Annotated in this window: 16 protein-coding genes; 4 read left to right on the top strand and 12 right to left on the bottom strand. The window is 57.6% G+C overall.

Annotated elements, in window-relative coordinates:
* Positions 1 to 126: 126 nt before the first annotated feature.
* From narI to OGX80_RS20785, 5 genes are all read right to left on the bottom strand, one after another.
* On the bottom strand, positions 127 to 804 hold the full coding sequence (narI, locus tag OGX80_RS20805; RefSeq protein ID WP_012132187.1) for a respiratory nitrate reductase subunit gamma: 678 nt from the start codon (positions 802 to 804) through the stop codon (positions 127 to 129).
* Positions 804 to 1514, bottom strand: a complete 711-nt coding sequence (gene narJ / locus OGX80_RS20800; protein WP_012132186.1) for a nitrate reductase molybdenum cofactor assembly chaperone — start codon at positions 1512 to 1514, stop codon at positions 804 to 806. The genes narI and narJ overlap by 1 nt, the downstream gene beginning before the upstream one ends.
* Positions 1511 to 3046 carry a nitrate reductase subunit beta gene (gene narH / locus OGX80_RS20795; protein ID WP_115181588.1) on the bottom strand — a complete coding sequence of 512 codons (1536 nt, stop codon included), beginning with the start codon at positions 3044 to 3046 and terminating at the stop codon, positions 1511 to 1513. Before narH ends, narJ begins: the two co-directional genes overlap by 4 nt.
* On the bottom strand, positions 3043 to 6786 hold the full coding sequence (locus OGX80_RS20790) for a nitrate reductase subunit alpha (protein ID WP_012132184.1): 3744 nt from the start codon (positions 6784 to 6786) through the stop codon (positions 3043 to 3045). Before OGX80_RS20790 ends, narH begins: the two co-directional genes overlap by 4 nt.
* A gap of 393 nt (positions 6787 to 7179) precedes the next feature.
* Positions 7180 to 8571 (bottom strand): NarK family nitrate/nitrite MFS transporter, encoded by a 1392-nt coding sequence (locus tag OGX80_RS20785; protein ID WP_024130296.1) that lies wholly within the window; start codon positions 8569 to 8571, stop codon positions 7180 to 7182.
* Positions 8572 to 8930: 359 nt separating this feature from the next.
* On the opposite strand from OGX80_RS20785, the gene narX reads away from it, so the two are divergent.
* Entirely contained in the window at positions 8931 to 10727 is a 1797-nt protein-coding gene (gene narX / locus OGX80_RS20780) for a nitrate/nitrite two-component system sensor histidine kinase NarX (RefSeq protein ID WP_049010662.1), read from the top strand.
* On the top strand, positions 10720 to 11370 hold the full coding sequence (gene narL / locus OGX80_RS20775) for a two-component system response regulator NarL (RefSeq protein ID WP_012132179.1): 651 nt from the start codon (positions 10720 to 10722) through the stop codon (positions 11368 to 11370). The genes narX and narL overlap by 8 nt, the downstream gene beginning before the upstream one ends.
* On the opposite strand, the gene OGX80_RS20770 is transcribed toward narL, so the two are convergent.
* The 7 genes from OGX80_RS20770 to nasR form a co-directional block, all read right to left on the bottom strand.
* A complete protein-coding gene (locus OGX80_RS20770) occupies positions 11371 to 12777 on the bottom strand; it encodes a YchO/YchP family invasin (protein WP_024130295.1) in 1407 nt (468 codons plus the stop codon). It abuts the gene before it with no gap.
* A gap of 94 nt (positions 12778 to 12871) precedes the next feature.
* A complete protein-coding gene (locus OGX80_RS20765; RefSeq protein ID WP_115181587.1) occupies positions 12872 to 15484 on the bottom strand; it encodes a nitrate reductase in 2613 nt (870 codons plus the stop codon).
* Positions 15481 to 19548, bottom strand: a complete 4068-nt coding sequence (gene nirB, locus OGX80_RS20760) for a nitrite reductase large subunit NirB (RefSeq protein WP_115181586.1) — start codon at positions 19546 to 19548, stop codon at positions 15481 to 15483. Before nirB ends, OGX80_RS20765 begins: the two co-directional genes overlap by 4 nt.
* Before the next feature lie 9 nt (positions 19549 to 19557).
* Entirely contained in the window at positions 19558 to 20346 is a 789-nt protein-coding gene (locus OGX80_RS20755) for an ABC transporter ATP-binding protein (protein WP_012132175.1), read from the bottom strand.
* 10 nt (positions 20347 to 20356) lie between these two features.
* Positions 20357 to 21238, bottom strand: coding sequence for a nitrate ABC transporter permease (gene ntrB, locus OGX80_RS20750; RefSeq protein ID WP_115181585.1), 882 nt, complete (start codon positions 21236 to 21238; stop codon positions 20357 to 20359).
* A 1-nt stretch (position 21239) separates the two neighbouring features.
* On the bottom strand, positions 21240 to 22499 hold the full coding sequence (locus OGX80_RS20745) for a CmpA/NrtA family ABC transporter substrate-binding protein (RefSeq protein WP_114847851.1): 1260 nt from the start codon (positions 22497 to 22499) through the stop codon (positions 21240 to 21242).
* Positions 22500 to 22738: 239 nt separating this feature from the next.
* Complete coding sequence (nasR, locus tag OGX80_RS20740) at positions 22739 to 23935, bottom strand: nitrate regulatory protein NasR (protein ID WP_115181584.1); 1197 nt, start codon at positions 23933 to 23935, stop codon at positions 22739 to 22741.
* A 73-nt stretch (positions 23936 to 24008) separates the two neighbouring features.
* On the opposite strand from nasR, the gene OGX80_RS20735 reads away from it, so the two are divergent.
* Together OGX80_RS20735 and OGX80_RS20730 are read left to right on the top strand one after the other, a co-directional pair.
* Entirely contained in the window at positions 24009 to 24362 is a 354-nt protein-coding gene (locus OGX80_RS20735) for a DsrE/DsrF/TusD sulfur relay family protein (protein ID WP_049010651.1), read from the top strand.
* Between the two features lie 160 nt (positions 24363 to 24522).
* Positions 24523 to 26307, top strand: coding sequence for a methyl-accepting chemotaxis protein (locus tag OGX80_RS20730; protein ID WP_115181583.1), 1785 nt, complete (start codon positions 24523 to 24525; stop codon positions 26305 to 26307).
* Positions 26308 to 26320: the final 13 nt, after the last annotated feature.

The following is a 26320-nucleotide window of genomic DNA, read 5'->3' as shown; positions in this document are numbered from 1 at the left end:
GGGCCTACATGATCACATAACCACATGTTATGTCCGATCGTAGGCCGGATAAGGCGCAGCCGCCATCCGGCAGACAGGCATAAAAAAACCCTGCCGAAGCAGGGTTTAGCCGCACGCAAAGCCGTATCAGCGACGGGCGCGCACGACCTGGTATTTACGCGTCAGGTACTCGACCGGCGCGCTCCAGATGTGAACCAGGCGCGAGAACGGGAACAGCAGGAACAACGTCATCCCCAGCACCAGGTGCAGGCGGAAAATGAACGCTACGCCCTCTAAATGCTCAGACGCGCCGCCGTGGAAGGTCACTACAGATTGCGCCCATCCCACCAGTTTCATCATTTCGCTACCGTCCATATGTTGCGCAGAGAACGGAATAGTCAGTAGTCCCAGCGCGCACTGAATCACCAGCAGAGAAAGGATCAAAATATCCGCTCCCGTGGTCGTTGCACGCACGCGTGGGCTGAACAGACGGCGTTTGAGCAGCAGTACGCCACCGACCAGCGTCATCACGCCACAGGCGCCGCCGGCAATCATCGCCATTTTCTGCTTCACTTCAATCGGCAGGAACGCTTCGTACATCCAGTGCGGCGTCAGCATCCCAAGGAAGTGACCCGCGAAGATCCCCAGAATACCGAAGTGGAACAGGTTCGAAGCCAGGTTCATCCCTTTGCGATCCAGCATCTGGCTGGAAGCCGCACGCCAGGTGTACTGACCGTAGTCATAGCGCAGCCAGCTGCCAATCAGGAACACTGACCCGGCAATGTACGGATAGATATCAAAGAAGAACATATTCAGGAAGTGCATTATTGCTGTCCTCCGGTGGTGATATTCAAATATTGCGGAGCGACAGCCCCGGCAAAACGACGCTGGTGAGCGGAAATCTCCGACTCGCCGCAACCCTGCTCAGCAAAGAATTTCACCTGTTCTTCTTCCCAGACGGCATCCAGTGCTTGCGGGGTATCGTCACGGACTTCATCCGCAATTTTCTCTGCCACTTTGTCGCTGTCGATAACGGTATTAGCCAGCTTCAGCAGCAGATCGAACAGCACCGCATAGCGACTTTCCCGCTGTTGCAGACGTGCGCCCAGCAACGCCAGAATCGGCGCGATGTCCTGCAAGCCGCCAAGCGCGTCGTTTTTCGGCAACTGTGCCAGATACTCCAGATACAGCGGCAAATGGTCAGGCAACTCACGACTGTCGAGTTGCAGGCCGTGCTGCTCGTACTGTGCCATCAAATCGACCATTGCCTGGCCGCGATCGCGGGATTCGCCATGAACATGCTCAAACAGCAACAGCGACGTGGCGCGACCGCGATCAAACAGTTCGCTGTAGCTTGCCTGTACATCCAGCATCTCCTGCGCAGTGAGATCGCGCAGGAAAACCGCCAGACTCTGAGCATCTTCTTTATCCAGGTTTTCGGATGACGCGAGTGCATCGAAAAGTTCCTGTTGATGCTGCCATAAGGCAGCATCCGGGTACTCGAGCAGACGCGAAACAATGACGAGTTCAATCATTGGTGCGGCTCCGTTTTGCTGCTCACATCGATGGCATCAATGCGGCGGCTGTTGAACAGGTTGAATTTGGTATCTGAACCGTGGCAACCATCGCCGAACGTAAAGCCGCAACCGCTTTTCTCCGGGAACGCCTCACGCGCCAGCTCACGATGGCTGCTCGGAATAACGAAACGATCTTCATAGTTCGCAATTGCCAGGTAACGGTACATTTCCTGCGCCTGCGCTTCGCTCAGACCCACCTCTTCCAGCGCGCGGGTATCCAGTTTACCGTCAACGGTTTCCGCACGTTTGTAGTGACGCATCGCCAGCATACGTTTCAGCGCCAGCAGTACCGGCTGGGTATCGCCTGCGGTCAGCAGGTTCGCCAGGTACTGAACCGGGATACGCAGGCTTTCCACGTCCGGCAGGATGCCATTGCTGCCCAGTTCGCCGGCGTCCGCCGCAGACTGAATCGGTGACAGCGGCGGCACGTACCAGACCATCGGCAGCGTACGGTATTCCGGGTGCAGCGGCAGCGCCAGCTTCCAGTCCATCGCCATTTTGTAAACCGGGGACTGCTGCGCCGCATCGATAACGCTCTGCGGAACGCCGTCTTTCAGCGCTTGTTCAATGACCGACGGATCGTTCGGATCGAGGAACACATCCAGTTGGCGCTGATACAGATCTTTCTCGTTCTCGGTGCTGGCTGCGCTTTCAATCGCATCGGCGTCATACAGCAGCACGCCAAGGTAACGGATACGACCCACGCAGGTTTCGGAACATACGGTCGGTTGACCCGCTTCAATACGCGGATAGCAGAAAATACACTTCTCGGACTTCCCGCTCTTCCAGTTGAAGTAGATCTTCTTGTACGGACAACCGGTGATGCACATACGCCAGCCGCGGCATTTGTCCTGATCAATCAGGACGATGCCATCCTCTTCACGCTTGTAGATGGCGCCGCTCGGGCAGGTCGCCACGCACGCCGGGTTGAGGCAGTGCTCGCACAGGCGCGGCAGATACATCATGAAGGTGTTTTCGAACTGGCCGTACATCGCCTTCTGCATATTTTCGAAGTTCTGGTCTTTGGCGCGTTTTTCAAATTCGCCGCCCAGAATTTCTTCCCAGTTCGGACCGCTGGTGATTTTGTTCATCCGCTGACCGGTGATCAGCGAGCGCGGGCGCGCAATCGGCTGATGCTTGCTTTCCGGCGCGGTATGCAGGTTCTGGTAGTCGTAATCAAACGGCTCGTAGTAATCATCAATGCCCGGCAGATGCGGGTTAGCGAAGATTTTACCCAGCAGCATCGCGCGGTTGCCCATGCGAGGTTGCAGTTTGCCGTTAATTTTACGGACCCAGCCGCCTTTCCATTTTTCCTGATTTTCCCAGTCGTTCGGGAAACCGACGCCAGGCTTACTTTCCACGTTATTGAACCAGGCGTATTCCATACCTTCACGGCTGGTCCAGACGTTTTTACAGGTCACTGAACAGGTGTGGCAGCCGATGCATTTATCGAGATTCAGCACCATGCCGACTTGTGAACGAATTTTCATTTTACGCTCTCCTGTACCTGGTCATTGCCTTCGCCATCCAACCAGTTAATGTTCTTCATCTTACGCACCACAACAAACTCATCGCGGTTTGAACCGACCGTACCGTAGTAGTTAAAGCCGTAGGCCAGCTGCGCATAGCCGCCGATCATGTGGGTCGGCTTCGGCGTGATACGGGTTACCGAGTTGTGAATACCGCCGCGCTGCTGGGTAATTTCTGAACCCGGCAGGTTAACGATACGTTCCTGCGCGTGGTACATCATGGTCATCCCGGCCGGAACACGCTGGCTTACCACCGCGCGTGCCGTCAGCGCACCGTTGCTGTTAAAGACCTCGATCCAGTCGTTATCTTCAATACCCAGATCTTTAGCATCGGTTTCGCTCATCCAGACAATCGGCCCACCGCGCGACAGCGTCAGCATCAGCAGGTTGTCGCTGTAGGTAGAGTGGATACCCCACTTCTGGTGCGGCGTCAGGAAGTTGAGCGCTTTTTCCGGGTTGCCGTTAGATTTCTCACCCATCACCGCTTTCACTGAACGCGTGTCGATCGGCGGACGGTAAACCAGCAGGCTTTCGCCAAAGTCACGCATCCACTGATGATCCTGATACAGGGACTGGCGGCCAGACAGCGTACGCCACGGAATCAGCTCGTGAACGTTGGTATAACCGGCGTTGTAAGAGACGTGTTCATCTTCCAGGCCAGACCAGGTCGGGCTGGAGATAATCTTACGCGGCTGCGCCTGAATATCGCGGAAGCGAATTTTTTCTTCTTCTTTATTGGTCGCCAGATGCGTATGGTCGCGACCGGTGAACTCACTCAGCGCCGCCCAGGCTTTCACCGCTACGTGGCCGTTAGTTTCCGGCGCCAGCGTGAGGATCATCTCGGCGGCATCAATCGCGGTATTCAGCATCGGCTGGCCTTTTGCCGGGCCTTCAGCTTTGGTGTAATTGAGCTTGCGCAGCAAATCCATTTCGCTCTGAGTGTTCCAGGCGATACCCTTGCCACCGTTGCCGATTTTCTCCATCAGCGGGCCGATAGAGGTAAAGCGTTCATACGTCGCCGGGTAGTCGCGTTCCACCGGAATGATGTGCGGCGCGGTTTTACCTGGGATCAGGTCGCATTCGCCTTTTTTCCAGTCTTTCACGTCCAGCGGCTGCGCCAGTTCGGCAGCGGAGTCATGCTGAATCGGCAGCGTCACCACATCGGTTTCTTTGCCAAGGTGTCCCACGCAGACTTCAGAGAATTTCTTCGCGATGCCTTTATAGATTTCCCAGTCGCTTTTCGATTCCCAGGCCGGGTCAACGGCGGCAGACAACGGGTGAATAAACGGATGCATATCCGAGGTATTCATGTCGTCTTTTTCATACCAGGTGGCGGTCGGCAGTACGATGTCAGAGTACAGGCAGGTGCTCGACAGACGGAAGTCCAGCGTCACCACCAGGTCCAGCTTGCCGTCAAGACCGTTATCCTGCCATTCCACTTCTTCCGGCTTCACGCCGCCCTGCATACCCAGATCTTTGCCCTGAATACCGTTTTCCGTACCCAGCAGGTACTTCAGCATGTACTCATGCCCTTTACCGGATGAACCCAGCAGGTTCGAGCGCCAGATAAACAGGTTACGCGGGTGGTTTTTCCCGTTTTCCGGCTGCTCCGCCGCAAAACGAATCGAGCCTTCTTTCAGCGATTTAACGGTGTAATCCACCGCCGTCATCCCGGCTTTTTCCGCTTCACGCGCGATGTACAGCGGGTTGGTGCCCAACTGCGGCGCAGACGGCAGCCAGCCCATGCGTTCAGCACGCACGTTGAAGTCGATCAGATGGCCGCTGTAGCGGGATTTATCCGCCATCGGCGACAGCAGTTCCTGCGCGGTAACCGTCTCGTAGCGCCACTGGCTGGAGTGGTTATAGAAATAGGAGGTGCTGTTCATGTGACGCGCCGGACGCTGCCAGTCAAGAGCAAACGCCAGCGGCTGCCAGCCGGTCTGCGGACGCAGTTTTTCCTGGCCGACATAGTGCGCCCAGCCGCCGCCGCTCTGACCGATACAGCCGCAGAACACCAGCATGTTGATAAGCCCACGATAGTTCATATCGAGGTGATACCAGTGGTTCAGACCGGCGCCAACGATGATCATTGAACGACCATGCGTCTTATCGGCGTTGTCCGCAAATTCACGGGCGATACGGGTGATTTGCGCACGCGGTACGCCGGTTATCTGCTCTGCCCACGCCGGAGTATACGCTTTAATGTCGTCGTAGCTGGTTGCGCAGTTTTCGTCGTTCAGACCGCGTTCCAGGCCATAGTTCGCCATCGTCAGATCGTAAACGGTAGTCACCAGCGCGGTGGTTCCGTCTGCCAGTTGCAGGCGTTTCACCGGCAGCTTGTGCAGCAGAACGTTTTGCAACTCGACTTTGTTGAAGTGTTCAGTGCCTTCACCGCCAAAGTACGGGAAGCCCACTTCTGCGATATCGTCCTGGCTACCCAGCAGGCTGAGTTGCAGTTCGGTTTCTTCGCCTGACGTACCGTCACGCTGTTCGAGGTTCCATTTGCCTTTCTCGCCCCAGCGGAAGCCAATAGAACCGTTCGGCGCAACCATATCGCCGCGGGTGTTGATGGCAACGGTTTTCCATTCCGGGTTGTTTTCCTGACCCAGCGCGTCAATAAGATCGGCGGCGCGCAGCATACGGCCAGCGGCATAGTAACCGTCGCGTTCTTCAAGCATCACCAGCATCGGCATGTCGGTATAGCGACGGACGTAATCGGTGAAATACTGGCTCGGGTTATCAAGGTGGAATTCACGCAGCATGACGTGGCCCATCGCCAGCGCCATCGCGGCGTCAGTCCCCTGCTTCGGCGCCAGCCACAGGTCGCACAGTTTGGCGATTTCAGCGTAGTCAGGCGTAACGGCAACCGTTTTGGTGCCTTTGTAACGCACTTCAGTAAAGAAGTGGGCATCCGGGGTACGGGTCTGCGGAACGTTAGAGCCCCAGGCGATGATGTAGCTGGAGTTGTACCAGTCAGCGGATTCCGGTACGTCCGTCTGCTCGCCCCAGGTCTGCGGAGACGCAGGCGGCAGGTCGCAGTACCAGTCGTAGAAGCTCAGGCAAGTCCCGCCGATCAGAGACAGGTAACGAGCACCGGATGCGTAAGAGACCATCGACATTGCCGGAATCGGCGAGAAGCCCGCCACGCGATCGGGACCGTAATTTTTAATGGTATAAACGTTGGATGCCGCAATCAGTTCGTTCACTTCCTGCCAGGAAGAACGAACGAAGCCACCACGACCACGCGCTTGTTTGAAGCTTTTTGCTTTATCGGCGTCTTCGATGATGGAAGCCCAGGCTTCTACCGGATCGCTGTGCAGTTTTTTCGCATCACGCCACATTTTCATCAGGCGCTTACGCATCAGCGGATATTTCAGGCGGTTTGCGCTGTAGAGATACCAGGAGTAGCTCGCGCCGCGTGGGCAGCCGCGAGGTTCATGGTTCGGCATATCCGGGCGGGTGCGCGGGTAGTCTGTCTGCTGGGTTTCCCAGGTGACCAGACCGTTTTTCACATAAATTTTCCAGCTGCAAGAGCCGGTACAGTTTACCCCGTGGGTTGAACGCACGACTTTGTCATGCTGCCAACGTTGGCGGTATCCATCCTCCCAGTCCCGGTTTGTTTCGAGAAGCTGGCCGTGCCCATCGGCAAAGGTTTCGCCCTTCTGTTTGAAGTAGCGAAACCGGTCCAGGAATTTACTCATCGGGTTTCTCCTGTTTGGAGCCTGACGGCTCTCTGATAAATCGACATTGCTGGATTGGCTGTGAAGGTAACGCTCTGAAAGGGCGTCAGAATTGATAACGATCAAGGCAGACGGGGATGAAAATCGGGGGTGTTTTTTGACATACCCCTTAAGGAGGATGATTTTTATTCATTCAACATACTGATTAATATAAATATTTTCAAATTCATCCATTATGTAAATGTTAAATTCTTTATAAGTGGGTATTAAGGGGTATGCCCCCTGCAAGGCATAAATGAACGCTGTTCTGACAAACCGGCGCTGTTTATTTATAAATAAGTATGTTGTAACTAAAAACAGACAAAAAAAAGCGCGGTCTAACGCCGCGCAATGGATAATCAAACAATTACTTTTTTATTTTTTAGAATGACGTCCGTATACCGCCCAGGTGATGACTACGCAGGCGATATAGAAAATCAGGAACACTTTCATCGCATCGACCGGTGAGCCGGTTAATGCCAGAGATGTCCCGAATGCTTTCGGAATAAAGAAACCGCCGATTGCGCCAATCGCAGAGATAAAGCCCAATGCGGCTGCGGTATCGGTCGCGGCTTCACGCAGCGCTTTCTCTTCAGAACCCCCTTCCGCTTTAACCCTGTCCATCGTCAGCTTGCGGAAAATAACGGAGATCATCTGGAAAGTAGACCCACTGCCCAGCCCGGCAGTCAGGAACAGCGCCAGGAAGACAACGAAGAAGGCGATAAAGCTGCCGCCCTGGCCGTTAGAAGGCAAGGTCAGGAACAGTAAGGCGCTGAAAATCGCCATCAGCACAAAGTTAACCAGCGTCACCCGCGTTCCGCCCAGACGGTCGGAAATTGCCCCGCCCGCAGAACGGGCCAGCGCGCCGATTAACGGGCCGAAGAAGGCATAATGCAGGATCTGTACTTCCGGGAACTGTGTTTTAGACAGCATCGCAAACCCGGCGGAGAAGCCGATGAATGAACCGAACGTCGCCAGATACAGCAGGCTCATCATCCACAGGTGCCCACGTTTAAGTACCGGCAACTGATCTTTCAGCGAAGCCTTCGAGGTCGCCAGCTCATTCATACCGAACCAGGCGGCCAGGGTGAAAATGGCCAGGAACGGCACCCAAATCCAGGCGGCGTTCGCCAGATACAGCTGCGAACCGTCCGGCTGTTCCACACCGTGACTGCCAAATACGGCAAAGACAGACAACGAGACCACCAGCGGCGCGACCAGTTGCATAACGCTCACGCCCATGTTGCCTAAACCGCCGTTCAGACCCAGCGCGCCGCCCTGTTTCTGTTTTGGAAAGAAGAAGCTGATGTTAGCCATGCTGGAGGCAAAGTTCGCGCCGGCAAAACCGCACAGCAGAGAAATCAGAATAAAGGTGCTAAACGGCGTGGAGGTGTCCTGCACGGCAAAACCTAACCATACGCAAGGAATGACCAGAATCCCGGTGCTGAACGCCGTCCAGCGGCGGCCGCCAAACAGAGGAACCATAAAGGAGTACGGCACACGCAGTAATGCGCCAGAAACAGACGGCAAGGCGGTCAGCATGAACAGCTGATCGGTGGTGAAGTTAAAACCGACCTTCGGTAAATTCACCGCGACAGCGCTGAATAACATCCATACACAAAACGCCAGCAGCAAACAGGGGACGGAAATCCACAGGTTGCGGCTGGCAACACGATGACCACGCTGTTCCCAGAAAGCGGGATCTTCCGGCCGCCATTCTGTGATTACAGCTCCAGATGCCCTTTCGGGGGCAGATGAGTGACTCATAGACACCTCTGTTACTCGATTCGATGTCTGCCACATTAGGGTTTACAGCCGGGGGTAAGTTGATATAAATCAAAGGAAAAGCCGTCATTATTCGCGGCTAAAAATTATCATGCCCCTTAGTGAGTAGGCTTTGTCGACAAAAAAGATGTGGTTTTTCACGGTGCTGTATAACCCTACCCCCCGGCTTCGCGATCCCCTCCCACCACCAGCAATTAAGAGGTAACTCGTTATAGGTATGGGTATACTCCAGGGTATGGCTGAGAATAACGTCACTGTCGAAACGCCCCTCGGTGAGCATCCCGGCAGAATCGTCATTCATTAAGGTTTCCTGAGCAGGAAGCCTGAAGGAAGAAGTCTACATGTTTAAACGTTGTCTCTCTCCACTCACGCTGGTCAACCAACTGGCGCTTATTGTTCTCCTGTCCACCGCTATCGGTGTGGCGGGCATGGCTATCTCTGGCTGGCTGGTTCAGGGCGTACAAGGCAGCGCCCATGCGATCAACAAGGCCGGTTCGCTGCGTATGCAGAGCTATCGCCTGCTGGCAGCAGTGCCGCTGAGCGCCCACGACCAAAAGCTGCTGGATGAGATGAAACAGACGGCGTTCAGCCCTGAACTGACCCGCGCTGCGGAACGCGACGGGCAACAAGAGCAGCTTCGCGCACTACAGGACTACTGGCATACGGAACTGGCGCCAGGGCTGCAACGCGCGCAGGACAGAAACGCCGTTGCCGGCGATGTTATGCGTTTTGTCACCGGTCTGGATCGGTTAGTCACCGCCTTTGATCACACGACCGAGCTGCGCATTGAGCGCGTGGTGATGGTGCATCGATTAATGGCCATCTTTATGGCGCTGCTGTTCGTCTTTACGATCATCTGGCTACGGGCGCGCCTGCTGCAACCGTGGAAACAACTGCTTTCGATGGCGCGAGCCGTCAGCCAGCGCGACTTCACCCAGCGGGCGCATATCAGCGGGCGCAATGAGATGGCGATGTTAGGCTCAGCGCTCAACAACATGTCGGAAGAGCTGGCCGAAAGTTACGCCGTACTGGAACAACGCGTGCAGGAAAAGACGGCCGGGCTGGAGCATAAAAACCAGATCCTCTCATTCCTGTGGCAGGCCAACCGCCGCCTGCATTCCCAGGTGCCGCTGTGCGAGCGCCTCTCCCCGGTGCTGAACGGCCTGCAAAACCTGACGCTGCTGCACGATATTGAACTGCGGGTTTATGACCTGGAAGATGAAGATAATCATCAGGAGTTCACCTGCCAGTCCGACAGCAGTTGTGATGACAAAGGGTGCCACCTCTGCCCGCGCGGCGCGCTGCCCGCGATCAACGGCGGCACCACGCTGAAATGGCGACTTACCGATGCCCATACGCAATACGGCATTCTGCTGGCGACGCTGCCGCACGGGCGCCATCTGAGTCACGATCAGCAGCAGATGATTGATACGCTGGTCGAGCAATTGACCGCTACGCTGGCACTGGACAGAAATCAGGAACGCCAGCAACAGTTGATTGTGATGGAAGAGCGTGCCACCATTGCCCGCGAACTTCATGATTCTATTGCACAATCGCTCTCCTGCATGAAGATGCAGGTCAGCTGTCTGCAAATGCAGGGCGCGACGTTGCCGGAAAGCAGCCGCGAGTTGCTCAGCCAGATCCGCAACGAACTGAATACCTCCTGGGTACAGCTACGTGAACTGTTGACCACCTTCCGGTTACAGTTGACCGAACCCGGCCTGCGGCCTGCGCTGGAGGCGAGCTGTCAGGAATATAGCGCCCGATTTGGTTTTACGGTGAAGCTGGATTATCAGCTCCCGCCGCGACGGGTGCCGTCGCATCAGGCTATCCACCTGTTGCAAATTGCCCGCGAAGCGTTAAGTAACGCCCTCAAGCATTCCCATGCCGATGAGGTGGCCGTCGCCGTGGTGCAAAATGGCAATCAGGTCAAACTGACAGTAAAAGACAACGGCTGCGGCGTACCGGAAAATGCCGAGCGCAGTAACCATTATGGCATGATTATTATGCGTGACCGCGCGCAGAGCCTGCGTGGCGATTGTCGTGTACGCCGTCGTGAGACGGGCGGTACGGAAGTTGCTGTCACCTTTATTCCCGAAACAAACTTCACAGAAGTCCAAGGAGATACCCATGAGTAATCAGGAACCGGCTACCATCCTGCTGATCGACGATCATCCGATGTTACGGACCGGTGTTAAACAGCTTGTCAGCATGGCGCCCGATATTAGCGTGATCGGCGAAGCCAGTAATGGCGAGCAGGGTATTGAGCTGGCAGAGTCTCTTGATCCCGATCTGATCCTGCTGGATCTGAACATGCCGGGCATGAACGGTCTGGAAACCCTGGATAAGCTGCGTGAGAAATCACTGTCAGGCCGTATCGTGGTATTCAGCGTGTCCAATCATGAAGAAGACGTGGTGACGGCGCTGAAGCGCGGCGCAGACGGCTATCTGTTAAAAGATATGGAGCCGGAAGATCTGCTGAAAGCCTTACAGCAAGCGGCCGCTGGCGAAATGGTGCTGAGCGAAGCGTTAACGCCGGTTCTGGCCGCCAGCCTGCGGGCAAACCGCGCGACCTCTGACCGCGACGTGACCCAACTGACGCCGCGCGAACGCGATATCCTGAAGCTGATCGCCCAGGGACTGCCGAATAAAATGATCGCCCGCCGCCTGGATATCACCGAGAGTACGGTCAAAGTGCATGTGAAACATATGCTGAAGAAGATGAAGCTGAAGTCACGCGTCGAAGCGGCGGTATGGGTGCATCAGGAACGCATCTTCTGATTACTCCTCCGGGAGCAGCTTCCAGCGCGGATCGTTATCGGGCATCGCCATAAACGGTTCAGTCAGTGATAGCGTGATCTCATTGGAGGAGACACGCTGGCCCTGCTCATCTTCAACAACGACCGACAGCCGCCAGCGATTTGTCGCCCCTTCGCTGCTGTCCCAGGCCGGCATGATAATGGTCCAGCCCTCTGCGCTGTCCGCCTTCGCTCCTGCCGTCAGACTCAGCGCCTGCGTATCGCCCTGCCACGTCACATGACGAACGCCATGCCGACTGCGAATCTGCACCTTCAGCGGCACCGTCTCGCCAGGCTGGAGATCCCACGGCGGCGTCGCCAGAAAAACAGTGAGCGTTTTACGCTGACGATACTCCATCGTCGGGAGATTATTGCGCTGCGGGTTGTCATAGCGACTGCCGCGCAACGACTGACTCTCCGCCACCTCGCTGGCCGACAGCTGTTTGTTCAGCGGCACGCCGAAACGGTAATTCAGGTTCAACCCCAGATTATTCTGGCTCACCCCGCTCTCGCCCTGTTTATGTTGCGCCGTCACCGTCACCAACGGCACCGGCGTGTAATTAAGCCCCAGTTTTACCGCTACCGGATTATGGTATCCCGTGCCTGAGTCAAACAGATCCACCCGTTCGCCGAAATACTGTTCCACGCTGACGCTGGTGTTGAGGTGTTGATAAAACGGCATACGCATCTGCGCGGTAACATCGTAGCCGCGCGCCATACGCTGCTCTAAGGCGGTGGTCTGTTCATGCCAGGAAGCGAAAGGCTGGTAGTAATTGGCGGATAATCGCAGGTATTCGCCCCACGCTTCCGCGCCAAATCCCGCCCGTTGCAGATTTTCATCCAGCAGATTGTCATAAAAAGTGTTGTACCCTAACAGCCAGCCGTCGCGTGCCCAACGTTGGCCGATGCCGACATTACTGACCAGGCCATCGTCCTGCTGAGTCAGCCCGAGTTGACTCCAGGTCAGATACCGCGTGTTGTCCTGCCAGGGAATAAACCAGCCTCCACGACTGCCGGTAAAGCTCCCTTCGTTATCAATCCTGAGATCGACACTCGCATTCCCCCAGGGCGAAAGCCAGGACTCCAGTTGATGATTAACCTGTTCACTCACGGCGTCCCGCACCTGGCCAAACGCAAACTGACGCGCCTGCTCGCCGGTATCCAGCCCATTGTCGGTCATGCTCGCTTCGCCAAAGGCTTTCACCATCTCAGCAAACTGTTTTTCACCTTCGTGTGACTCAGGCGTCATGCCCAAATCAGGTAAACCATCCTGGTTGTTATCGAAGGGATTTTCCGCCTGTTGAATAAACGAGGATTGCGCGCTGGCAGTACCGCCTGCCAGCAGCAAGAGTATGCAAAGGGAAAGAGGGCGATAAACAATACGGCTCAAATTGTCAGCTGCTTTTACATTAAACGAATGAAATCTCACACTTAACTAAAACCATAACGTTTCCATCCGCGTTTTGCAGCCCTTTATCGCATTTTCAGGAGAATCCCAGGCTTCCGGCGGATGCCGTTTGCGCCAGCAGCGCTTTCAGCTCCGGTACACATGAGCCGCAGTTGGTGCCGCAGCGTAATGTTTTGCCCAGCGCCTGAACGGAGTCGCACCCTTGTACGATAGCCTGCTGAATAGCACACTCCCCCACGCTAAAGCAGCTACAGATAATGCGTCCCTGGTCGGGCATCCCGCCGCCCGGTTTGCCACTCAACAGGCCATGCCGTTCAGGGGCGTTTTCCGGCGGATGGCGGAACGCGGCAATCACCGCCGCATCGTCTGTTTCGGGTTTTATCGCATCTGACCAGAACCCCAGCATTAATTGTCCCGCCTGCCAGGCCAGAATATTCAGCCCCTGCGGCGTCTGCGCGGTCTGCAATTGCCAGCGCTGTTCGCGGCACATCGCCAGCAACCAGTCGCGATCGTCACGATCGCTTGCGAGGGTGAAACGCGCCACGCCTTCCGCCGCTTTACGCCACCAGTGAACAAAAGGAGGAAAGGTTATCTCCTCGCGGATGAACAGTTCCCCCTGCCAGCGCGGCTGCCACGGCGTGATGCGCACCGCCGTTTGTTTACTCTCCGGCTGCCCTGATTGAGGATCGCAGACGGGCGCGACCAGCGCATTCACCCTTCCCTGACGGGCAAAGCGATTATTCCAGTGCATCGGCGTAAACGCCGTCCCTTCCCGCAAGCCGGCCTGAATCACCACTCTGGCGACCATTACCCCACGCGAAGAGCTGATACGGCCAAATGCGCCATCCACCAGGTGAAAACGGGCGGCATCGGACGGTGAAACCTCAACAATCGGTTCGCTAATGTGCTGCATAAGCCGAACCACCGTTCCGGTTCGGGTCATGGTGTGCCACTGATCGCGCAGGCGGCCGCTGTTTAAAATAAGCGGATAGAGCGCGTCACAGCGCGTTCTCATGCCCTCCGGTTCAACGGGCACCAGCCGCAGACGCTTATTGCGATGCCAGCCGCGAGCCAGGTTCAGCGCTCCGTGGTGACGGCTGACCGGCCAGCGGACAGGCGCCATTTCATCCCACGCCGCGCGGTTCAGATCCGCCAGCGCGCCAATATCAAACGCGCGGTCGCCGTCATTTTCAAACCCCGACAGCGCAGCGTGTTCCCGAAAGACATCCCACGCATCCTGCCAGGCGAATGCCTCACCAAAACCGAGTTGTTTCGCCATCTGCGCGACAATCCACCAGTCTGCTCTGGCCTCGCCGGGGGCGGTTAAAAATACGCGCTGACGCGAGATGCGCCGTTCAGAGTTGGTGACGGTGCCGTTTTTCTCCCCCCAGGCCAGCGCCGGAAACCGGATATGCGCCAGTCGACTGGTATCGGTATCGGCTACCACCTCCGAGACAATGACCAACGGGCAGGCAGACAGCGCCTGGCAAACGGCATGAGTGTCCGGCAGCGATACCGCCGGATTCGTGCCCATGATCCACACCGCCTTCACCTCACCGCGCGCAATAGCGTCGAACAGATCCACCGCCATCAGCCCCGGCGTCTGCGCCAGCCGCTCCGTGCCCCAGAAACGGGCAACCCGCGACAGATCCTGCGGCTCAAAATTCATGTGCGCCGCCAGCTGTGTCGCCAGCCCGCCGACTTCACGCCCTCCCATCGCATTTGGCTGTCCGGTCAGCGAAAAGGGCCCGCAGCCTTCCCGCCCGTATTTACCGCTGGCAAGGTGTACGTTAATGATCGCATTGCATTTATCACTGCCGCTGGCGGACTGGTTAATCCCCATCGTGTAAAGGGTGATTGCGCGCGGCGCGGTCAGAAAACCATCATAAAACCGGCGGATTTCCGCGGGTTCCAGACCACAAAATTGCGCGACTCGCTCAACAGGCCAGCGGCTGGCGCGGGCAAACGCCGCCTGCGCATCATCAAAATCGACGTCATGTTCGCCGCTTGTCGCGATGGCGTGCAACAGCCCGACAAACAGCCCGCCATCGCTGCCGGGCGTCAGGGCAAGGTGCATATCCGCAATATCACAGGTGGCGGTGCGCCGGGGATCAATCACCACCACTTTCATGGACGGGTTCTCTTTTCGCGCCTGCACCAGGCGCTGATAGAGCACCGGATGCGTCCACGCCGCGTTCGAGCCGACCAGAATCACCAGATCGCTGCGCTCTATATCTTCGTAGCTGCATGGCACCACATCCGCGCCAAACGCGCGTTTGTAGCCCGTAACGGCTGACGACATGCACAGGCGCGAATTGGTATCGATATTGGCCGCACCGATAAATCCCTTCATCAATTTATTCGCCGCATAGTAGTCTTCTGTCAGCAGTTGCCCCGAGGCGTAGAAAGCCACCGACGTTGGGCCATATTGCGCGATGATGCTGCGCAGGCGCTCGCCCGCCGTGTTCAGCGCCTGCTGCCAGCTTACCGTTTCACCGTTAACCTGCGGGTGTAATAACCGCCCGCTCAGTCCGGTGGTTTCCCCCAGCGCGGCGCCTTTCACACACAGTCGCCCAAAATTGGCCGGGTGATCGGGATCGCCCTGAACCGTGACGCCCTGTTCGCTGACGCGGGCGATCACCCCACAGCCGACGCCGCAGTAAGGGCACGTTGTCCGGGTTTCATTCATGACGCCTCCGCACGCAGCAGTAGCGCCTGATTCCCTACCCATACCTTGCCTGCTTCGACTTTCACCGGCCAGGCGCGCACAACGGGCTCACCGCTGTCATACTGCCGACCATCGCGCAGGCGAATACGCTGTTTGTAGAGCGGTGAAATGACAACGGGTTCACCGCCGGCATCCCCCAGAATTCCCCGGGAAAGCACGTTTGCGTCGCTGCCGGGTTCATGGTTATCAAGGGCGTAAATCGTCTGACCAAAGCGAAACAGCGCAATTTGCAGGTTGCCTAGACGGGCGCCAATGCCCGCCTGCTCGGGGATCTCCTCCAGCTGACAAACCTCCTGCCAGGGTTTTGTCGGCAGGATGGTTCTCGCTGGCGCCGCCGGTTTCGCCAGCTGCGGTTGTCCACGTAGCATCTGGCGTGCTACGGCTTCATCCGGTTCGTCGCCGTTCACGCTAGAGCGGAACAGCGCCAGACGCTGCGGATCGTTCAGCGTGGTTTGCCATTCACACTGGTATGTTTCCACAATCCGCGCCATCTCTTGTTCAAGCTCGTCGCCGATACCCAGGCTGTCGTGTATAACCACCTCACGCAGATAGTCGATGCCCCCTTCAAGATTATCCATCCAGGTGCTGGTGCGTTGCAGGCGATCGGCGGTACGGATATAGAACATCAGGAAGCGATCCACGAATTTAATCAGCGTGGCGTCATCCAGATCGCTGGCGAACAGATCCGCATGACGTGGCTTCATACCGCCGTTTCCGCAGACATACAGGTTCCAGCCCTTATCGGTGGCGATCACGCCAACGTCTTTCCCCTGCGCTTCGGCACACTCGCGGGTACAGCCGGAGACCGCCATTTTGATTTTGTGCGGGGCGCGCAGTCCCTTGTAGCGGTTCTCCAGCGTGACGGCCAGACCGGTTGAATCCTGAACGCCATAGCGACACCAGGTTGACCCGACGCAGGATTTCACCGTGCGCAACGACTTCCCGTAGGCGTGCCCGGTTTCAAAACCGGCGGCAACCAGATCGCGCCAGATATCCGGCAGCTGTTCGAGGCGCGCGCCAAACAAGTCGATACGCTGCCCGCCGGTAATTTTGCTGTAGAGCTGATAACGTTTGGCGATTTCGCCAATGGCGATCAGCCCATCCGGCGTTACCTCGCCAGCCGCCATGCGCGGTACGACGGAATACGAACCGTCTTTCTGGATATTGGCAAAATAACGATCGTTGGTGTCCTGCAACGGCAGATGCGCAGGTTTTAGCAGATACTCATTCCAGCAGGAAGCCAGCACCGAGCCCACCAGCGGTTTGCAAATCTCACAACCATGCCCGCGACCATAGCGGCTAATCAGCTGCTCAAAGGTGTGGATGCGGTTCACCCGCACCAGGTGGTAAATCTCCTGTCGCGAGTACGCAAAGTGTTCGCAGATATCCTTTTTAACCTCCACGCCCTGTGCCGCCAGCTGGAACTCCATCACCTGTTTCACCAGCGCGCTGCACCCACCGCAGCCGGTTGCCGCTTTGGTGCACTGCTTGATTGCACCCATCTCCGTTGCGCCCGCGCTGACCGCCTGGCAAATATCTGCCTTGCTGACGTTATGACAAGAGCATATTTGCGCGCTGTCCGGTAATGCCGCAACGCCCAACGCTTTCGGCGCGCTGCCCGCCAGTGCAGGTAAAATCAGCGATTCCGGCTGCCCAGGCAGCGCCATACCGTTAAGCATCATTTGCAATAACGTGGCGTAATCCGCCGCATCCCCCACCAGCACGCCGCCCAGCAGTGTCTTGCCGTCCGCACTGACCACAATTTTTTTGTAGATTTGCTCCGGGCCATGCGTCCACTGATAGCTTTGCGCGCCTGGCGTGCGCCCCTGCGCATCGCCGAACGAGGCCACATCCACCCCCAGTAATTTGAGTTTAGTGCTCATATCCGCCCCGCTGAACGCCGCATCTTCACCGGCCAGCTGCGCTGCCGCCACGCGCGCCATCTGGTATCCCGGCGCAACCAGCCCAAACACCCTGCCGTCCCAGAGCGCACATTCACCGATGGCAAAAACATCCGCGTCAGAGGTCAGACAGTGGTTATCAATACACACCCCGCCGCGTTCTCCAATACGAAGTCCGGCGCCGCGCGCCAGCGCATCCTGCGGGCGAATACCGGCAGAAAACACCACCATATCCGTCTCCAGACGCTCACCATCCGTAAACACCAACTGTAACCCTTGCGGGGTGGAGACAATTTCCGCAGTGGATTTCGAGGTATGCACGCTCACGCCCAGCGCCTCGATTTTTTCGCGCAGCATCGCCGCGCCAGCGTTATCAAGCTGAACCGCCATTAAAGATGGCGCGAACTCGACAACATGCGTCTCCAGCCCTAATTGCCGCAAGGCGTTCGCCGCCTCCAGCCCCAACAGCCCGCCGCCAATCACCACCCCACGGCGAGAGTGTTTTGCCTTCGCGGCAATCGCATCCAGATCGTCCAGCGTGCGATAGACGAAACACGCCGCCGAATCACCGCCTTTCACCGGCGGAACAAAGGGATATGATCCGGTTGCCAGCACCAGTTTATCCCAGTGCGTTTCATGTCCGCTGGCGGTGCGAATAATGCGGGCATCCCGATCGATCGCCGTGACGCATTGCGACAACCGCAGCTCAATACCGTGGCGGGCAAAAAAATCGCCTTCCACCAGCGAGAGCGATTCTGCGCTGCGCCCGGCAAAATACTCCGACAGATGAACGCGGTCATAGGCGGCATAACGCTCTTCGCCAAAGACCACAATCTGATAGTCAAGATGCAGATTGCGGCTAACGCATTGCTCAAGAAAATGGTGGCCAACCATACCGTGTCCAACAACAGCCAACGTGGGTTTTGTCATAGTCACCTGTCCTGCAGCCGCAGGCTGCGTATCGAATCTGTCGAATAACCAGTCAGGATTCGCCGACGCAGCCTGCGCCAGCAAATCAGTCAACGGCGCGGCGCTGCGGCAATCGCCCATCAGCAGCACCCCCTGTAACCGTCCATTGCGGATCAGCAGACGACGGTAATGACCGCTCAGCGGGTCAAATGTGCGCAGCAGGTCATCACCTGCCGTGGCGTTTACCTCCCCGGCGCTGAACAGATCGATGCCCGTCACCTTCAGACGCGTACCGCTGTCCTGCCAGTGAAAATCAGCGCCGGGGGTTCCCGCCAGGCGAGCCGCCAGCACCTCCGCGTGCGCCAGACAGGGCGCGACCAGCCCCCAGGTCTGGCCGTCGATTTCACAGCACTCGCCTATCGCGCTGATCCCCGCCACCGCCGTGCGCAGTTGCCCGTCCACCACAATTCCACGCTGACAGGGCACCCCGCTTGCCTGCGCCAGCGCCGTATTGGGTTTTACGCCAGTGGCAATCACCACGCGCGTTGCAGACAGCACGCAACCGTTCGTCAACGTGACGTCATCAGGCGTAATCCTGTCGATACCGGACGACAGCACGCAGTCAATCCCGCGTGCGTTAAGGTGTTCCGCCAGCAGTTCCCCGGCCTGCTCATCAAGCTGTTGCTCCATGAACCGATTGCCGCGATGAATTAACGTGACATTGTCACCTTTTAGTCGCAGCGCGGCAGCCGCCTCGACGCCAAGCACACCGCCGCCCAGCACGGCAACCGGCCCGCAGCCATGCAGGATGCTGTCCACATCGTTAATCGTGCGAAAAGCATGCACATGGGGTAAATCAGCGCCGGGGATCGGCGGAATAAACGGAACCGAGCCGGTGGCAAACACCAGCGCATCCCACGCCAGCGTTCGACCGGTGGTGGTGGCGGTACGCGCTATCACGTCAACGGCGATGACGGCTTCCCCCGTCAGCACCGTGACGCCGTGGCGCTGATACCACTCAGGCAGATGCAGCAGCGTCTGCGCAAAGCGCTTTTCGCCGCCCAGTACGGGCGAAAGCTGAATGCGGTTATACGCATGCTGCGGTTCTTCCCCCACCACGGTTATCGTGAAGGCCTGCGGCGCCTGCGCCAACAGCGCCTCCACCAGACGGGTGGCAGCCATTCCATTGCCGATAATGACCAGTCGCTGCGTCATACCACCTCCCTACGCCGCCTTCGGCTGCTTTTCGTAGAGGAAGTGAAGAATCTGCTGGCGCAGCTGGTGGTATCGGCTGTCGTCAGCCAACTGCACGCGATTACGCGGGCGAGGAAGCGTGACGGGCAAAATGTCGCCTACCGTCGCCGCCGGGCCGTTGGTCATCATCAGCACGCGATCGGAGAGCAGCACCGCTTCATCCACATCGTGGGTAATCAGCACAATGGTGGTATTGAGCGACTGCTGGATTTGCATCACCGTGTCCTGCAAATGCGCGCGCGTCAGGGCGTCCAGCGCGCCAAACGGTTCATCCATCAGCAGCACTTTGGGTTTCATCGCCAGCGCCCGGGCGATGCCGACGCGCTGCTTCATCCCCCCGGACACTTCTCCCGGATGCTTGTGCATGGCGTGCCCCATTTGCACCCGTTCAAGATTGTGTTCAATCCATTCCCGACGCTCTGTTTTCCCCATCGTGCGGCGAAAGACCCGATCAACCGCCAGCGCAACGTTATCGAAGCAGGTCAGCCACGGCAGCAGCGAGTGATTCTGAAAGACCACCGCCCTTTCCGGCCCCGGCCCGGCGATTTCCCGGTTGTCGCAAATAAGCCCCCCGTCGGTAGGGAGCGTAATTCCGGCAATCAGATTCAACAGCGTCGATTTCCCGCAGCCGGAATGCCCAATAAGGCTGACGGTTTCACCTTCATGAATGTCGAAAGAGACGTTTTGCAACGCCAGAAATTCGCCGCTGGCGGTAGAAAAACGCTGACTGACGGCCTGTACCTGAATTAACGGTTTCATGGTGTTCCCCTTATTTTTCCTGCCAGCTAAAACGACGCACCACCAGCATTAAGCCCTGCTCCAGCAGCAGGCCAACCACGCCGATGATGACGATAGCGATGAGAATGTTTTCCACATTGAGGTTGTTCCACTCGTTCCAGATCCAAAAGCCAATGCCGAGACCGCCGGTGAGCATTTCCGCCGCCACAATCACCAGCCAGGCGATGCCGATAGACAGGCGTACGCCGGTCAGCACCGCAGGCAGAACCGCCGGAAAGAGAATACGGCGCATCACCGTCCATTCCGGGAGTTGCAGGACACGGGCAACGTTAAGGTAATCCTGTGGGATGCGGCGCACGCCTTCGGCGGTGTTGATCACCATCGGCCAGATAGAGCAGATAAAAATGGTCCAGCTTGATGCCGGTTCCGCTTTCTGAAACAGCAGCAAGCCAATTGGCAACCAGGCCAGCGGGCTGACCGGTCGCAGCAGCGCGATCAGCGGGGTAAACATGCGTGAGAAAAAGGTGAACCGGCCGATCAGGAAGCCAAGCGGAATCCCCACCAGCGCCGCCAGCCCAAAACCAATCGCCACACGCTGTAGCGACGCCAGCACATTCCAGCCAATCCCCATATCATTAGGCCCACCGTTATAAAACGGGTCGGCAAACAGCGTCAGCGCGGAATCAAGGGTGCTGAGCGGCGTCGGGAAGCCTTTGCTGTTAATGGCCGCCAGTTGCCAGCCCACCACCAGCAGCGCCAGCCCCAGCAATGCGGGAACGGTTCGCTGCGCCAGCGTTCGCATCAGATGCGACAGCGGCGGATTACGCCTGCGCACCGTAACGGGCGGCAGCGTAATCACTTCACCGGCGGCGGGTTCAGGAATGCGTCTTTGCGCGTTTTGTACTGTTTTCATGTCAGGCCCCTTGATGATGGAGAGTGAAGCTGTTGGCGTAACGTTCGGGGTCCCGCCCGGTCCATACGGAACCATCCATGAGGGTGCTGGTGCGTAACAGCTGAGAAGGCGGCGTGATGCCGCCTACCGCTGCGGCGGCGTCCCGCCAGATGTCCGTGCGGTTAATCCGGGCGGCGATGGCGTTATAATCCGGCGCGTCCTTGAGCAGCCCCCAGCGACGAAACTGCGTCAGGAACCACATCCCGTCGGAATGCCACGGAAAACTCACTTCCGCATCGTGATAAAAACGAATGGCGTGCGCGTCCTGCCAGCGATGCCCTGCGCCGTTGTCGTACTCGCCCAACATACGTCCGGTCAGGTACTGCTCTTTAGTGTTGAGCCAGGCGCGACGAGCCAGTATTTGTGCGGTTTCGCGTCGGTTTTCCACTGAGGCGTCGATCCAGCGCGCCGCCTCCAGTACCGCGCTGACCAGCGCTCTGGCGGTGTTTGGATGCTGTTCGACCCAGTCACGGCGCGTTCCCAGGATTTTTTCCGGGTGATCGGGCCAGATGGCCTGCGAGGTCGTGGCAGTAAAACCAATGCGATCATTAATCGCACGGGCATTCCACGGTTCACCGACGCAAAAACCCACCATGTTGCCAATACGCATGTTCATCACCATTTGCGGCGGCGGCACGACGACCATTCGGACATCAGAGAACGGGTTAATCCCCGCGCTGGCCAGCCAGTAATAGAGCCACATCGCATGCGTTCCGGTCGGAAATGTATGCGCAAAGGTGTAAGTGCCGGGCGCTTGTCCGGCGATCATGTTTTTCAATCCGCCAGCATCGGTAATGCCTTTCTCCTGGAGCGCCGTCGACAGCGTGATTGCCTGCCCGTTCTGATTTAGCGTCATCAGGTTCGCCATCGGCTGCGGCTTACTGGCAATACCAAGCTCAAGGCCATAGAGCAGGCCATACAGCACATGCGCCGCGTCCAGTTCGCCGGAAACGAGTTTGTCGCGCACCGCCGCCCAACTGGCCTCTTTGGTCGGCACAAGGGTAATGCCGTATTTCTTATCAAACCCTTTCAACGCGGCGATGATCAGCGGCGCGCAGTCGGTGAGTGGAATAAAGCCGACTCTGACGGTTTCAAGTTCGGGTTTGTCCGACCCTGCCGCCCACACGGACTGCATCAAACCGGGTACCAGCAGCGCCCCGCCCATCGCGGCCCCTGCCTGCAATAATCGACGTCGCGTCAATGAAACAGACCTGTCACCCATACATGCTCCCCATTGCAAAAAAAAGCGCCCGGCAATGCCGAAGCATTGCAGGACGCCTTTATCCCAAACGCGCGCAAACCGTCGTTGGTTTGCCGCTAAACTGTTTTCAGAACTCTTTTACCATTTCAGTATTGCAATTCAGATGCCAACATCAACATGCCCTTATCCCGCCGCTTTTCAGGCGGTACGCGAACGCGCTTGCACCCGAATCTGGCACACGATGCCCAGCCATTGTGCAGCTACCCTTTGGTTGTCACCTGCCAGAGCGATTTCACCGTGAGCAGCGCACGCGCGATGTCCACCATCCGCTGATTCTTATCCATCGCCATTTTGCGCAGCGACTGCCAGGCCTGCTCTTCAGACAGATTCTGGTGATGCATCAGCACATATTTAGCCTTATCAATAACCTTTCGCTCCTCCAGCGCATCCTGTAGCGACGCCAGTTGCCCGCTGAGCTGCTCCAGCTCCCGCGCCTGTTGCCGCACAACCAGCAGCAACTGCTTATCCCGGCGCAATGAGAACGTATCGTCGGTGGCATCATCCAGCCAGCTGGCGAGCGGCAACGTTGTCTCATCCTGCGCCAGACGACGCTCCACCGCAGACATTAACTCGGCGATCAGCATCTCCTCGATGCTGCGCAGTTGCTCCAGCCGTTGCGTCTGGAGCGTGAACCAGCGTAAAGCGCTTTCGCCCTTATCGGGCGCAGGCTGGCGCGTACAGGCCAGACGGCGCCACTGTTCGATAGCGGCTTCCGCTTCGCACTGTTGGCGAAATGCGTGAACCACCGTCGGAGACGCCAGCGATATAAAGGTGTCAAAGCAGAGCTGCTGTCCGTCAATGCGATCCACCAGCTCCTGTCGCATCTCGTGGCTGAACGCCCCTTGCGTAAACCCTATCGCCCCCAGCGCCCGCTCCTGCCCCACCAGCTCCTTACCCTGCATAAAGCTGTACAGCGCGACCATCCCTCCGGCGATGTGGGGATGGTCGATGTTGTCGTTAAGCTGCGGCACAATGCTTAGCAGGTGGCGCAGCGTGCGGCTGTACTGATCCATCGCCTGTGGCGCATCGCCATGCCGTCCACTGACCGCTTCGCGCAGCTGCGGCAACTGCTCCAGACACCAGACAGCCCCGGCGATGCGATGACAGAGCGCGCTGTTCGCCATCGGCCTCATCTCCTGCAACAGGGACTGCAACCGGGCGTGTTCTTCGTCCACCAGCGCGCGGCTGGCGCGTATCTCCGGCCCATAAAGTTGCCCTGCGGAACACAACCAGATGTTGGATGCGCCGCGTTCGCACTGTAGCATATGCACCAGATGGCTAATCCGGGACACCAGCTTCCCTGACTGCGCCAGTTGGCGAAGCTGCGTATTCTCAAGCTGGCGCGCATAATGAAACCATTGGGTGGCGCCGGGGCGGCTTTCCATATTCGTCATCATCGTTGCTCTCCCGGGTAACAGGTCTACCCGTACTACAAGCAATATCCATGCCCCCCTGACAACAGGAGTCAAAATGCAAAAGATAGTGATCGTCGCAAACGGTGCGGCATACGGTAGCGAAGCGTTATTTAACAGCCTGCGTCTGGCCATTGCGCTACGTGAACAGGCCGGCGACCTCGATCTGCGTTTATTTTTAATGTCGGATGCCGTCACCGCAGGATTACGCGGACAGAAGCCTGCGGAAGGTTACAATATCCAGCAAATGCTGGAGATCCTGACCGCGCAGAACGTCCCGGTGAAACTGTGTAAAACCTGTACCGACGGGCGGGGAATCACCACATTGCCGCTCATTGACGGCGTGGAAGTCGGTACGCTGGTCGAACTGGCCCAGTGGACGCTGGCGGCGGATAAAGTTCTGACCTTCTGATCCCCGGCGCGGGAATTGCCCCTGGTTTCCGCGCACCTTCATTAGCGCTTAACGCGCGTTTAGCCCTGCTGATACTATTTTCTTATGGACGCGGTTGCAGCCTCAAGATTCGCCGCCCGGTAGCCGATAGGATTTCCAATACCACACTGAAGGAAATACTATGTTCAGCTCAATTCGCGCCCGTATTATTGCGGCGACAACGGGATGTCTGGTTGTCGCCCTCCTCCTTAACACGCTGATTAACCTTCAGGTAACGCGTCTCGATAACCGACAAGCGCAGCAGGATACGCTCATCAGTACCAGCGCCAGCCACAGTCTGGCGATTGCCGACTGGGTTAGCGGTAAAATGAATATGATTTCCTCGTTGCAGCAGGCGGCGCTAACCGACGATCCGGTGCCGGTATTTCGTCAAATGGCGCTGGGCGGCGGCTTTACGAATATCTATGTCGGGTATGCCAGCAAAACAGCAAAATTCTCCGACCCGGCAGGCATACCGCCAGATTTCGATCCGACGTCACGTCCCTGGTATCAACAGGTTGTCAGCGCTGACGCTGCCGTCGTTACGGCCCCCTATGTTGATGCCGGAACCGGCAAGCTGGTGGTAACGTTCGCCGTTCCGGTGAAAGAGAACGGCGAACTGAAAGCGGTGGTCGCCGGTGATGTCGCGATGGATGCCGTCGTGGCGAATGTACACGGTATTCAACCGACGCCCGCCAGCAGCGGTATGTTGCTCGACCAAAACGGAACGCTCATCGCCGCCAACGATCCGGCGCTGACGATGAAACCTTTCGCGCAGGTCGTCAGCGGCGTGGATTTCAATCAGGTAAAAAGCGGACACCCTGTTCAGGCGCTGATCGGCGAGAGCAGTAAAACGCTGCTGGCGACGCCGGTGCAAGGAACCCACTGGTGGCTGGTCGTGGCGTTAGACGAAAAAGAGGCGACCTCCGGCATGCTGGCGCTGCTGAAGGCGTCCACCCTGTCCCTGCTGCTGTTGGTTCTCGCGGGCGGCGCAGTGATGCACCTTCTGGTGGCTCGCCTGATGAAGCGTCTGTCCACGATCCGCGACGCGATGCATGCCATTGCCAACGGGACGAACGATTTGTCTCAGCGTTTGCCGGACAGCGGCACGGACGAAGTCGCGCAAATCGCCAGGGCGTTTAACGGTTTTAGCGATAAGCTGTCCGTAGTGATGGTACAGCTACGCGATGCCAGCGCCTCGGTGAAAATGGCCGCGCAGGAGATTGCCGCCGGTAACCGCGACCTTTCAGGCCGTACCGAGCAGGCCGCCTCCAGCCTGCGTGAAACCGCCAGCGCCGTTGAGCAAATCACCGCATCGGTCGCCCAGTCCACGGAATCTGCCGCCGAAGCCAACGATCAGGCGCAAAAAGCCTCACAGGCCGCCACGCGCGGCGGCGACGTGGTCTCGCAGGCAATCACGACAATGCAATCTATTGAAGGGGCATCGGCGAAAATCGGCGATATCACCAGCGTGATCGACGGCATTGCGTTCCAGACCAATATTCTGGCGCTGAATGCTTCGGTCGAAGCCGCCCGGGCGGGAGAGCAAGGCCGCGGGTTTGCCGTTGTCGCGGGTGAAGTGCGCAACCTTGCCAGCCGCAGCGCACAGGCGGCAAAAGAGATTAAATCTCTGATCGACTCCACAACTACCAGCGTCGCGACAGGTTCACGTTATGTTCATCTGGCCGGAGAAAGTATGCAGGAGATCCTGTCCAGCATCGGCCATGTCTCCGGCATCATGCATGAAATCAGCATCGCCACCAGTGAACAGATGAAAGGCATTCAGGAAATAAATCACTCCGTGAACCACCTTGATCGCATGGTGCAACAGAACGCTGAACTGGTGGTGCAGTCTGCCGCCGCCGCAGGCGCCTTGCAGAGCCAGGCAGGCGAGCTGGCTGAAACTGCCGGGCATTTCCGAATTTAATCTTATAAGGGCG

This window comes from Citrobacter sp. CK194 (assembly GCF_030333395.1).
Taxonomy (GTDB): domain Bacteria; phylum Pseudomonadota; class Gammaproteobacteria; order Enterobacterales; family Enterobacteriaceae; genus Citrobacter_B; species Citrobacter_B koseri.
Note: the sequence above shows the minus strand (reverse complement) of the source record. Positions and strands in the feature narration are given on the sequence as shown.

Excerpts from the sequence above, each read along its gene's own strand:
- nirB (WP_115181586.1), bottom strand. The coding sequence starts at position 19,548 with ATGACGCAGCGACTGGTCATTATCGGCAATGGAATGGCTGCCACCCGT.
- narH (WP_115181588.1), bottom strand. The coding sequence starts at position 3,046 with ATGAAAATTCGTTCACAAGTCGGCATGGTGCTGAATCTCGATAAATGC.
- narJ (WP_012132186.1), bottom strand. The coding sequence starts at position 1,514 with ATGATTGAACTCGTCATTGTTTCGCGTCTGCTCGAGTACCCGGATGCT.
- OGX80_RS20785 (WP_024130296.1), bottom strand. The coding sequence starts at position 8,571 with ATGAGTCACTCATCTGCCCCCGAAAGGGCATCTGGAGCTGTAATCACA.
- narI (WP_012132187.1), bottom strand. The coding sequence starts at position 804 with ATGCACTTCCTGAATATGTTCTTCTTTGATATCTATCCGTACATTGCC.
- ntrB (WP_115181585.1), bottom strand. The coding sequence starts at position 21,238 with ATGAAAACAGTACAAAACGCGCAAAGACGCATTCCTGAACCCGCCGCC.
- OGX80_RS20755 (WP_012132175.1), bottom strand. The coding sequence starts at position 20,346 with ATGAAACCGTTAATTCAGGTACAGGCCGTCAGTCAGCGTTTTTCTACC.
- OGX80_RS20790 (WP_012132184.1), bottom strand. The coding sequence starts at position 6,786 with ATGAGTAAATTCCTGGACCGGTTTCGCTACTTCAAACAGAAGGGCGAA.
- OGX80_RS20735 (WP_049010651.1), top strand. The coding sequence starts at position 24,009 with ATGCAAAAGATAGTGATCGTCGCAAACGGTGCGGCATACGGTAGCGAA.
- nasR (WP_115181584.1), bottom strand. The coding sequence starts at position 23,935 with ATGATGACGAATATGGAAAGCCGCCCCGGCGCCACCCAATGGTTTCAT.
- OGX80_RS20765 (WP_115181587.1), bottom strand. The coding sequence starts at position 15,484 with ATGAATGAAACCCGGACAACGTGCCCTTACTGCGGCGTCGGCTGTGGG.
- OGX80_RS20730 (WP_115181583.1), top strand. The coding sequence starts at position 24,523 with ATGTTCAGCTCAATTCGCGCCCGTATTATTGCGGCGACAACGGGATGT.
- narL (WP_012132179.1), top strand. The coding sequence starts at position 10,720 with ATGAGTAATCAGGAACCGGCTACCATCCTGCTGATCGACGATCATCCG.
- narX (WP_049010662.1), top strand. The coding sequence starts at position 8,931 with ATGTTTAAACGTTGTCTCTCTCCACTCACGCTGGTCAACCAACTGGCG.
- OGX80_RS20745 (WP_114847851.1), bottom strand. The coding sequence starts at position 22,499 with ATGGGTGACAGGTCTGTTTCATTGACGCGACGTCGATTATTGCAGGCA.